8 protein-coding genes and 2 pseudogenes are annotated in these 11,451 nt (G+C 40.4%); 9 read left to right on the top strand and 1 reads right to left on the bottom strand.

Going from position 1 to position 11,451, the window contains the following annotated elements; all coding sequences use genetic code 11:
• Window positions 1–87: 87 nt before the first annotated feature.
• From V7K50_RS19475 to V7K50_RS19440, 9 genes and pseudogenes are all read left to right on the top strand, one after another.
• Window positions 88–1,734, top strand: coding sequence for a metallophosphoesterase family protein (locus V7K50_RS19475; RefSeq protein ID WP_334962832.1), 1,647 nt, complete (start codon window positions 88–90; stop codon window positions 1,732–1,734).
• Window positions 1,735–2,315: 581 nt separating this feature from the next.
• Window positions 2,316–3,449, top strand: coding sequence for a substrate-binding domain-containing protein (locus tag V7K50_RS19470; protein WP_334962830.1), 1,134 nt, complete (start codon window positions 2,316–2,318; stop codon window positions 3,447–3,449).
• A gap of 492 nt (window positions 3,450–3,941) precedes the next feature.
• Window positions 3,942–4,898 carry a nitrogenase iron protein gene (nifH, locus tag V7K50_RS19465; protein WP_174709898.1) on the top strand — a complete coding sequence of 319 codons (957 nt, stop codon included), beginning with the start codon at window positions 3,942–3,944 and terminating at the stop codon, window positions 4,896–4,898.
• A gap of 380 nt (window positions 4,899–5,278) precedes the next feature.
• Entirely contained in the window at window positions 5,279–6,682 is a 1,404-nt protein-coding gene (gene nifE, locus V7K50_RS19460) for a nitrogenase iron-molybdenum cofactor biosynthesis protein NifE (RefSeq protein ID WP_334962829.1), read from the top strand.
• Window positions 6,682–7,992 (top strand): nitrogenase iron-molybdenum cofactor biosynthesis protein NifN, encoded by a 1,311-nt coding sequence (gene nifN / locus V7K50_RS19455; protein WP_334962827.1) that lies wholly within the window; start codon window positions 6,682–6,684, stop codon window positions 7,990–7,992. Before nifE ends, nifN begins: the two co-directional genes overlap by 1 nt.
• A gap of 315 nt (window positions 7,993–8,307) precedes the next feature.
• Window positions 8,308–8,514, top strand: coding sequence for a hypothetical protein (locus V7K50_RS19450; protein WP_334962825.1), 207 nt, complete (start codon window positions 8,308–8,310; stop codon window positions 8,512–8,514).
• A 30-nt stretch (window positions 8,515–8,544) separates the two neighbouring features.
• A complete protein-coding gene (locus V7K50_RS19445; protein ID WP_334962823.1) occupies window positions 8,545–8,907 on the top strand; it encodes a hypothetical protein in 363 nt (120 codons plus the stop codon).
• 636 nt (window positions 8,908–9,543) lie between these two features.
• Window positions 9,544–9,681, top strand: a pseudogene (locus V7K50_RS30770) (N-6 DNA methylase); the annotation flags it as partial.
• An 83-nt stretch (window positions 9,682–9,764) separates the two neighbouring features.
• Complete coding sequence (locus V7K50_RS19440; RefSeq protein ID WP_334962821.1) at window positions 9,765–9,914, top strand: hypothetical protein; 150 nt, start codon at window positions 9,765–9,767, stop codon at window positions 9,912–9,914.
• Here the strand turns inward: V7K50_RS19440 and V7K50_RS19435 are convergent.
• Window positions 9,899–11,227: pseudogene (locus V7K50_RS19435) on the bottom strand (IS701 family transposase). The gene V7K50_RS19440 and the pseudogene V7K50_RS19435 overlap by 16 nt on opposite strands.
• Between the last annotated feature and the right edge of the window lie 224 nt (window positions 11,228–11,451).

Genomic DNA, 11,451 nt, shown 5'->3' with positions numbered 1-11,451 from the left:
AGCAGCCGTAAAACCTTTTTAGTGGGTATGCTCGTGCTTGTTATATGCTTTAGTCTAGTAAGCGTGCGTTCATTTGGGCAATCAATTATGACATCAGCACCCCAACTGCTCACCGACCCATTTTTGCAACTACCAACTGAAACCTCTGTGCAAGTAGTTTGGTTTACTGAGTTTGCTGGTGTTAATCACACAGTAAGCTACGGGGAAAATCTCAAACACACTGCAAAGGCAAATACTACCAAACTCACTCGCACGCGTGAAGACCAGGAATCAAGAGTTGCAAACCAAACCAAGGACGGACAAGTTTATCAAAAACCCGTCCAGCGTGATATTTGGCGACATGAGGCTGAGGTGACTGGGTTAACTCCTGGTGTGCGGGTAAACTATCGTGTCACGAGTGCGCGAAAAGAGGGCGAGAGTGTTAATAGTGATGTTTTTACCCTCGCAGCTACTCCCAAGTTAGATACACCACTAAAAATTTTACTTACCTCTGACCATCAGTTAAAGCCGATGACATCTGCAAATCTGCAAAAGGTGGTAGAAACAGTGGGACGAGTTGATGGAGTGTGGTTTGCTGGTGATTTGGTCAATGTTAGCGATCGCGCCTCAGAATGGTTTGATGATAACAGTGGTGGTGCCTTGTTTCCCGGTTTACAAGGTCGTGCTAAATATGAAATGACGCACAACGACGTTAAGACAACCTACACTGGTGGACAAATAATTCAACACGCACCCATGTTTACTTGCATTGGCAATCATGAGGTGATGGGGCGCTTTGCCAGGACAGGAAGTTTAAATGGTGAATTTGATGATACAATTCCCCGTGTCGTTGCTCACAAAATCTACCCAGACAACTCTTTAATAGACAATTCTTTTAATACTAATACTTATGAAGAGATTTTCTCTTTACCAAAAAGTAAAGAGGGTGGAAAAAGGTATTATGCAGTTAGCTTTGGTGATGTGCGTTTGGTGGTACTGTTCGCTACCAATATGTGGCGCACTCCCAAGCTAGATGGAAAGCATAAGGGTAGATATCGAGAAGCCGAAAATGATTTAAATAATCCTGAAAATTGGGGTTATGGACAGCTAATTTATGAGCCAATTGCTAAAGGCAGTAAGCAGTCTAATTGGTTAGAGACAGAACTCAACAGCCCTGAGTTTAAACAAGCAAAATACAAAGTTGTAATGTTCCATCATCCACCCCATACTTTGGGTGATAATATAGTTCCTCCTTATACAGAACCAGTACAAATAATTGAACGGGATGATCATAATATCAAAGCAGTGCGTTACGAATACCCCAAAGACGCAGATTATATTATCCGCGATGTTGTCCCAATCCTTGAAGCGGCTAATGTGCAATTGGTATTCTATGGGCATTCCCATTTATGGAACCGTTTTGTTAGCCCCAGTGGAATGCACTTTCTAGAAACATCTAATGTGGGTAATACTTACAGTGCTGCTTGGGGTGAGAGAAAGCGAGAAGTGCCAATTGGATATCAAGAAGATTATGTTAAGATTGGTGATCCTAATGGGTTAGAACCGATAGTACCAACAATTTCTCCCTTATTGGGCGAAAATGGAAAGCCGATGCCTTATATTGCGAGTAATGATATTACAGTTTTTAGTATCTTTGATACGGGGACTGGTACCATAAGTAGTTATCGTTTTGATACTCGCAAGCCTGATTCGAAAGTATTAAAGTTTGATGAATTTAAGTTGAATCTTCAGTGATTCATTGAATAGACCTATTGCAAAAGTCCTCTTAGAGGTTGTTTGAAAAACAAGTTATGGAATCACAACCAGTCTGTCGAATTACCTTGGAGCGAAAAAACAGTATTATTAAAAATAAATCGTCGCCAATTCAAATGTAATAAATAAGTTGACAAGCTCCCATTGCGGTTGAACACGTAAATCAAGAAATTGTTTATTTTTTATCCCAAGTTTCACGTGCTTGTCTTGATCTAAAAGATTGACTGCAATTTGCCTGAGAACCGCAAAATTTTGTCCTGTATTAAACGCTAATTTTTACCAATTAAGTTGGTAGCGCTTTCGTACTAAACAAATGCTCTGTTTATTGTAATTTCGGGCTTTTGAGCCAAAAAAGGTGCTAAAAAGTAACCACCCGCAAAAATAATTTGCGCTTCGCAAGCAAACTGGCAATTTCTGTGATAGTCTTTTTATATGGGGAATCAAGACAGCGAAAGCACAGTCATGTCGTCAAAGAGAAATATAAACTCAAAGACTAGACTTTCGCCTTGGCAGATGCAATGTTTAAATCCGCTACGGCTTTTTGAAACTAAGAGACAAAGCCAATGAAGCAGGATAGTGACCTCCGTAATAACTTGAAGTCCATTAGAACTCGCTTAGGCATGAGCCAACAAGACTTGGCTAACATCGCTAGTGTAACTCGTCAGACTATTAGTGGTGTAGAGTCGGGACTATATGCTCCCTCAGTAGCCATCACACTTCGCTTGGCCAAAGCGCTTGGCTGTCAAGTTGAGGATCTATTCTGGTTAGAGCGAGATTTACCTGAAATTGAAGCCGTTCTTGCTAAACCTGTTCCTAATGGTCAGCAACTACGAGTTAGCATGGCTCGTGTGGGAGGACAATGGATAGCTTACCCCTTAATTGGTAAGGATGCTTTTCGCCAAGACATGATTCCGGCTGATGGTGAAGGCACAAGCCTTACAGGTACAAATAAAGTTCGAGTCAGGTTACTAGACGATAATCTCGACACACTTCACAATACCGTTGTGATTGCTGGTTGTGCGCCTGTAATTTCATTATGGGCAAGAGCCACCGAACGCTGGCATCCCCAACTGCGAGTCCAATATAACTTCGCCAATAGCATGGCTGCATTACACAGTCTATGCAGAGGTGAGGCGCACATCGCTGGGATGCATTTGTACGATCCTGAAACTGGTGAGTATAATACTCCCTTTGTTCGAGATGTTTTGGCTGGGAGGGAAGCAGTTCTGATTACCCTTGGTGTCTGGGAGGAGGGACTTTTGTTGAAGTCAGGGAACCCAATGGGAATTAGAACAGTTAGCGACTTAGTGGCTGGGGGAGCGACTATTGTTAACCGCGAAATAGGTTCTGGTAGTCGGATGCTTTTGGAACAAACACTCCAAAAGGAGCAGATACCGTTCGATGCTGTTCAGGGCTTTGACAATGTACTCAAAAGTCACCAAGATGTTGCCCAAGCTGTAGTCAGAGGAGTTGCCGATGCAGGTATGAGTACGGCATCTGTAGCTACCGCTTTTGGACTGGGATTTATCCCTTTACATCAGTCACGATATGATTTGGTGATTCTCAAGGAATATTTAGAAGAAGCACCTGTACAGCAGTTGCTCAGTACTTTGGGACATCGGATGGTTCACTCACAATTTGAAATTCTTGGCGGTTATGATATCAGTAAAATTGGTGAAGTTGTAGCGACTGTTTAGAGTGGATTGCAATGGTTGGTTGCGTGGTTAAAGGAAAACTCTGCGTAAATTTAAATTCCTGCTGCAACCATTCTTTAGGTATGAGCAACCTTCAGGAGATTACAACAACTGATAATGCTGAATTCGTAATTCGGATTGAATTTGAGTTTCCAGCTTGGAATTTGTAGCTTTCTTTTTTGCAATTGGTATTACTACCGCCAGAGAAATCATTTGAGTAAGCGGATAGTAATACTTGCAATATTCCTTGAGTGATGTCTTATTACTCTAGCTATTAGTCAGAAAAAACAATGACTAATGGCCAATGAAAACTGACCAAAACTTGAATATGTTTTTTCTTCAGACTCTTTTTGCTGTAGAACGAGCGCCTCCAACGACGTTCTACATCAGGTCACTGCTGTAACTTGACAGCACAAGTACCTCCGGTAGGCACAAAGTGCCAACGCCTCATAAATCGACAGACTCACCAAACAAACAATTACAGGATTAATCATCATGTCCGACGGCAAAATTAGACAAATTGCTTTCTACGGGAAAGGCGGTATCGGTAAATCTACTACCTCCCAAAATACCCTCGCTTCTATGGCGGAAAAGGGTCAACGCATCTTGATTGTGGGTTGTGACCCCAAAGCTGACTCTACCCGATTGATTCTACACTGTAAAGCGCAAACCACCGTGTTGCACTTGGCTGCTGAACGGGGCGCTGTGGAAGATATCGAACTCGAAGAAGTGGTAATCACTGGCTTCCGGGATATCAGATGCGTAGAATCAGGTGGACCAGAACCTGGTGTAGGTTGCGCCGGTCGGGGTATCATCACTGCCATTAACTTTCTTGAAGAAAACGGCGCTTACTCAGACGTAGATTTCGTATCTTACGACGTATTGGGCGACGTTGTGTGTGGTGGTTTCGCCATGCCAATTCGTGAAGGTAAAGCCCAAGAAATCTATATCGTTACCTCCGGTGAAATGATGGCGATGTTTGCAGCGAACAATATCGCTCGCGGCGTTCTCAAATATGCTCACACTGGTGGTGTACGTTTGGGTGGGCTGATTTGTAATAGCCGTCAAACTGACCGGGAAGATGAACTGATTAGCACCTTGGCTGCCAGATTGAATACCCACATGATTCACTTCGTCCCACGTGACAATATCGTGCAACACGCCGAATTGCGCCGGATGACAGTGAACGAGTATGCACCTGACAGTAAACAAGCTAATGAATACCGCACATTAGCGGACAAGATTATCAACAATACAAATCTTACAGTTCCCACACCCATCGAGATGGATGAGCTAGAAGATTTGTTGATTGAATTCGGCATCCTTGAAAGTGAAGAAAATGCTGCAAAAATGATTAGCCAAGCAGACGCTGCTAAAAAGCTAGAAGACGCTCAAGGCGAAGCACTAGAAGCAGTAAAAAAAGGAAACGTAGAAATAGTTTCCGGTAGCTAGAAGAAGTAAGGTTCTTGTTCAGACTCCGGTGCTAAATACAAAGTAAATATTAGGTGGGCTATTCTCGCCCACTTTCTCACCAATCTTTTAAAATGGAGGTAATCGAATAGCTAATCTTAACCTCTGAGTATTTTATCATCACCGTGTTAACACTAATCTACTAAAGTATACACAGCAAGATTAATACTTTAATAGTTTAGTTCGTGTTTTTGTTTTCTCCTTCTCTAACCTAGTTGATGTTTATATTTTAGGGAATGATAAATTATCTTTCTCATTCCCTTTTATTCCATGTTTTAGATACATTAATAAATGAAAGTCCTATAAAAGCCTTTGGGAATTCAGTTAACATCTAACAAATTCTACCTATTGTCACCAAACAAATGAATCCCACGCCAGAAAAAATCAACGATTCATTCAGTGAGTCAAATTCCGAAAATGCTCCTCAGCAACAGAAACTGCATAAAAAAAAGTCCTCCACACAATTACCCCAACCTGGAACTACTCAAGGGAGTTGTGCTTTTGATAGTGCAATGATTACCCTAGTACCAATCACTGATGCTGCTCATGTAGTTCACGGGCCAAGTGGCTGTGCTGCTAGTATTTGGGGAAGTTACAGCAGCCTCTCTTCTGGTTCGATGCTGTACAAAATACGTTTTACTAGCGACATAGATGAGAATGATATCATCTTCGGTGGAGCCAAAAAGCTCTACAAAGGCATTTTAGAATTAGCAAGACGCTACAAACCGACGGCGGTATTTGTTTACTCCACTTGCATCACCGCCCTGATTGGAGATGACATCGAGGGAGTTTGCAAAAATGCCACCGAGAAAACAGGAATACCCACTATCCCAGTACATTGCCCTGGATTTATTGGGAATCAAAATTTGGGCAACCGTGTCGCTGGTAAAGCTTTGTTAGAACACGTTATTGGAACAGCTGAACCAGAGACTAGTACACCTGATGACATCAACCTAATTGGTGAACATAACATCGCAGGTGCAATATGGAATGTTCTACCGTTATTGGAGAAATTAGGTATTAGAGTTTTGGCTAAAATTACAGGCGATGCTGTCTACAAAGAAGTTTGCTATGCCCATCGCGCCAAACTTAACGTGTTGCTTTCTTCCAAAGCACTAATTAACATGGCAAAAAGCATGGAGAAAAAATATGGCATTCCCTATATTGAAGAGTCTATCTATGGTATAGAGTCAATCAACCAATGTTTAAGGAATATTGCTGCCAAGTTGGGTAATTCTGATTTGCAAGAACGTACAGAAAAACTAATTGCAGAAGAAACTGCTGCAATAGATGAAAAACTCGCTTTGTATATCACTCGATTGCAAGGTAAGCGCATTATCCTTTCTATTGGAAGTTTCAAGAGTTGGTTGATTATCTTTGCTGCTAAGAAATTGGGGATGGAAGTTATTGCTATTCTTACTAAGAATAATAATGAGGAGGATAAAATTAGAGTCAAAAGTTTGCTGGGCCAAGATGGCATAATTCTAGAACAAAATAGTCCTGAAGAAATTTTACAGATAATTAACGAAAATCAAGCTGATATGTTAATTGCTGATAAACGCCATCAAGATACCTCTCTCACAGCTAGAATTCCATTCCTAGATATTAATCAAGAACGCAACCATCCTTATGCAGGGTATGTAGGAATTTTAGAAGTAGCACGAGAACTGTATGCCGCTTTTTACAATCCTGTGTGGGAGCAAGTGTATCAGCCAGCCCCGTGGGAAGCTCTTGAAGTAGGAAATTCTCCAGAGGAGGAAATTTGATGGCGATTATTAGCGTTACGAGTACATCTGTTGCAGTTAATCCCCTGAAGCAAAGCCAAACTGTGGGTGCAGTTTTAGCCTTTTTGGGGTTGAAGGGAATCATGCCTTTATTACACGGTTCTCAAGGCTGTACTGCTTTGACTAAGGCGGTATTGGTACAGCATTTCCGTCAGACAATTCCCCTTTCCAGTACGGCGATGACCGAAGTTGCAACGATTTTGGGTGGCGAGGAAAGAGTTGAACAAGCAATCTTGACTTTGGTGCAGAGATCCAAACCAGAAATTATCGGTCTTTGTAGCACTGGACTCGTGGAAACCAGAGGTGATGACATGGGACGCTTTGTTAAGGAGATTCGCCACCGTCACCCAGAACTGGATTATTTACCAATTGTGCTTGTCTCTACACCGGATTTCAAAGGTACGTTACAGGATGGCTTTGCTGGTGCAGTTGAGAGTATAGTCAGGGAAATTCCCCAAAAAAACTCCAAGCAAGACGCTTGTGCCACACAAATCACTATTTTGGCGAGTTCTGCCTTCACACCAGGGGATGTCCAAGAAATCAAAGAGATTGTTACCTCTTTTGGACTTGTACCTATTGTTGTACCTGACCTTTCTGGCTCACTAGATGGTCATATAGAAGATTCTTCTAGTGCCATTACAGCCAATGGCACTACATTGGCACAGTTACGCTCAATTGGCAGTTCTGTATTCACTTTGGCACTAGGTGATAGTATGCGGGGTGCAGCACAAATTTTGGAGCAGAGATTCAATATACCTTATGAGATATTTGGTGAACTAACCGGACTAGCAGCAGTAGATAAATTCCTGCAAGCATTGGCGGATATCAGTGGTGTTAGCGTACCGGATAAATATCGCCGTCAACGCCGTCAGCTACAACATGTGATGTTGGAAAATCACTTTTACTTTGGTTGCAAGCGAGTTTCTTTAGCGCTGGAACCAGATTTACTTTGGTCAACAGTTGCTTTTTTGCGATCGCTAGGAGTTGAGATTCACTCAGCAGTGACAACAACACGCTTTCCTCTGCTAGAAAAACTTCCGATTCCCACCGTCACTATTGGCGATTTGGAAGACTTTGAGCAACTGGCGGTTGGATCTGATTTGCTAATTACCAACTCTCATGGAGTGGCGATCGCTCAACGCTTAAAAATTCCTCTCTACCGTCAAGGGATTCCCATTTTTGACCGCTTAGATTATGGTCAGTTCACCAAAGTTGGCTATCGAGGTACTATGCAACTTTTATTTGACATTGGCAACCTGTTTTTAGAGCAGGAAGCAAAGGTTAAGCATTAATACAGAGCCAATTCTAACTGTTTATCCCAACATTACCAATAATATTGGTAAGGAGTGACACAAAATACAATCTTGCCGATCAACTTCAGCTTTGATAATTAGTATCAAGCCGTATACGTCCATTAGTGAATATACTAACCAATGTCAGCAAGCTCGTGCCTAGCTCCTGCATTGACTCAAATTAAGTCTTCTTCATGAATCCAGCACAGCTAAAAAAAAACAACTGCCAAAGCGAGTCGTGTTACAAGAAAACTTCGCTGCCGTTTTGACCTTACAGAATCTGTCATTACACCATATGGGCTCACTTGGTTCGAGGTGATTGGCTACACAGTTTTATTAGAGCCAGATATTGCTTTGGGTAAACATCAGATAGGGCACAGTAATTATACTGAGGTGGTTTTGTATGAGCGCCTTCATAGTGCATTGCAGAGAATTAACGCGACAAAATCGGATAAGGCGATCGCCGCAGCTATACATATAGATAGTGTGATGAAAACACGCAGGAGCGTTGTATTTTTTTGACTAACAATTCCCAATCCCTAGTTATTTACTATGAATAAATTCCCCCTTCCCGCAGATGATTTGCCTCCAACTGGAGCACCTATACTTAACGAGTTATTCTACAGGCAACTAGAAGAAGCTACTTGCAGGCGATTTTATCAAGCTTGCGGCCCAATTATGCGAGTTTTACTATCAAATTGTCACTGGTATTTCAAGATAAATACTAGTCCTCTGATGTTACTCATTATCTGCTATGACATAGAAAGTTATCTGCATATAGTCGATGCTATTCCCCAGTTCATCAAAAAGTTGAAGCAGTTTTCTAACAAAGGCAAAATTCACCTTTTTTCACCAGATTATAAAGGAGAACCTTGGGAAATTGACATTCAAGAAACATCAGATGATGCAGGGTAAGCTCATCTAATTTGGTATAGGGTGAGCTTGACAAATTAACTAAGATAAGAGTTTGACACCGCATTAAGCTGTTGCGCCTTTAATTTGCACTAATATTTTTTCAATATGATTGTGGGGTGGGCAACATGAGCGCCCTGATAATTCAAGTTGTATACGTAACAGCTTTATAAGCATAATGAATCAGCATTCGGGGCATTTCGGAATAGTTAGAACCCGAACCGTGCAGTGTATTGGCATGGAAAAACGGTTCTTGCGTACTTAGCGTGCTAAACTTGTTGAAAAATAAGCTTAAAACCCTTTCTGGGCTAGAAAGCCAGCACTCAAAGAATAGACAACTATTTAATACTGGATAATCATTTTTTGGTAGGCTTTTCAGGATATCTTTGACAATTTTGACAAGATCATATTATAATCATAATCAAACTAATATATTTTAAGCCTTCGCCCAAAATTACCATATTTTGGGTTCTTTTTCACACCTCCTGATGTGACTGCGGGGTTTGGCGATCCGGCGATTTATGGTGTGCAAGTCAGGGTGAATTTGTGATTTCTAGATAGGATTGAGTCTGCTAGGGGGGTTTCTTTTATTAGTCACATGATTGAAACAACAACCCTAATGAATGGACGGGTAGCAGTGAGGGTAAAATCCGTCAGCAACTCATTGAAGAGAATTTGCTGGATGTGGTGATTGGGTTGCCGAGTAATTTATTTTTTAGTACTGGTATCCCGGCGGCGATTCTGATTTTTAAGCGAAATAAAATAGATAATAGATAAGAATGTGGTTTTTATTGATGCTAGTCGTGACTTTGCTAATATCAAAACCCAGAACAATTTACGAGAGCAGGATATAAAGAAGATTGACTAAAGTAGAATTTACCATTCCCGTTCATTCTGTTAATAATACCATCAGACAAGAAGCAGAAACTAAAGCCAAAGAAGCTTACCCCTCTTTTGTCACTCTCCGGAATAAGCAAGTAGTTCAGGAGCTAAATCATCCAGAAGCATAAAAGGGTTTAAATTGATTCATGGCTGCAATTAAATGATTGAATCCCAGTAACAACTGTGAATTAGGGAAAATACTTAACCAGGGATAAATTAACCAAAATAGTAAAAGTGGTTGGATAATGAGACGCAGATTATTTAAAGTATTCTTCCATCCTGATTCATGATTCCATTGCGGATGATTAGAAAAATCAATATCACTATTTTCTTGTGCTTCAGTCTCAAGTTGACGAGATTGATTGAAGCCTAAGAAGACTGGAAAATTTAAACTAATCATCGTGTAAACACAAAAAATAATCTCCCACCATCTCTCAATATGTTGGAAATTAGTGAAACGATAATCTGTCCAGCCTAGTTCCTATTTACACTGTCGAAACCCATATTCTACCCAAGTTCTTAATCCATATAAATCGCCTAAAGTCTTCTTCAAATTCCCTTGAAGATTCGTCATCACGAAGGAGGTAGAATTTTCTGGCATAGTTTCTGGGTCAGTAGTTATTTCCCAGTAAGTTATGGCTCTTTTTTTACCATAAATTCTTTCCCTAATGTATCTAATTTCTGATTTCTGATTGCTAAATCTTCTCTCAAATTTACACCACTTATTCGCCCTAACCCTCTGTCCTGCTGGCAACCAGACTCCATGATTACTTCTTATTGCTACGACATAATCTAATTTATATTCAGCTATTTTTCTAATAAATTGGCTACTTTCACCATATAAACTATCTGCTAATACTAATTCAATATTAAAGCCTAATTCGATTAATTCAGTAATAATTTCTGATGCCAACTCTATTTTAGTTTTATATTTATCTGACTCCTTTAGGGTTCCTTTTGGTTTAAATACTTTTACAATTAATGGGAAAGTTATGTTAGAGCAAACTCCATAAGCATTGACTGAAACTATCCCATTATCTACCTTACCCACACTTCCTAAATATTGCCTAGCCACATAATCAGTCTTTTTACCTTTTTTCCTATCTCCTGTTTCATCTATTACTACTGTAATTGCCTGACCATCTAATTCTTTCTTTAATTTATTTAATCTTCGTTGCTTTAACTTATTTACTGACCAATCTGAATTGGCTAGAAAATGATGTAACGACTGTGCAGAGTTTATACTTACTACTTTCGCTATCTCTGGTAATGATTTTCTTTGAATTTGGGACATTATTCCCAGATGTAAATATTTGAAGCACTCATAATTTCTTACTTCTTTAAACAGGTTTTTATACTCTGCACAATATTCATCTATGGTGGCAACTGTTGGGTGAGCATCCCTTGCCAAATGTTTCAAGAGTTGTAATTCTACATCCATTGCCCTACTTACCTTTCAGGGTTTTCTTTTTTTATTCTTTTATTCAGAATACCCGGAAAGTGACAAAAGAGGGGTATGTGATGACTCTACTTAAATATGGAGAAATAGTCCTTACTTAGTACGCCCCAGAAATAACAAAAGCCTCCTCAAATTATCATGAGGAGGCTTTTGTTTAAATTATGATCCCTGGCATCGAGCTATTTTTGCGTAGGGCTACCCCTAAA

Origin of the sequence: Nostoc sp., from assembly GCF_036917135.1 — a bacterium.
Taxonomy (GTDB): domain Bacteria; phylum Cyanobacteriota; class Cyanobacteriia; order Cyanobacteriales; family Nostocaceae; genus Nostoc.
Note: the sequence above shows the minus strand (reverse complement) of the source record. Positions and strands in the feature narration are given on the sequence as shown.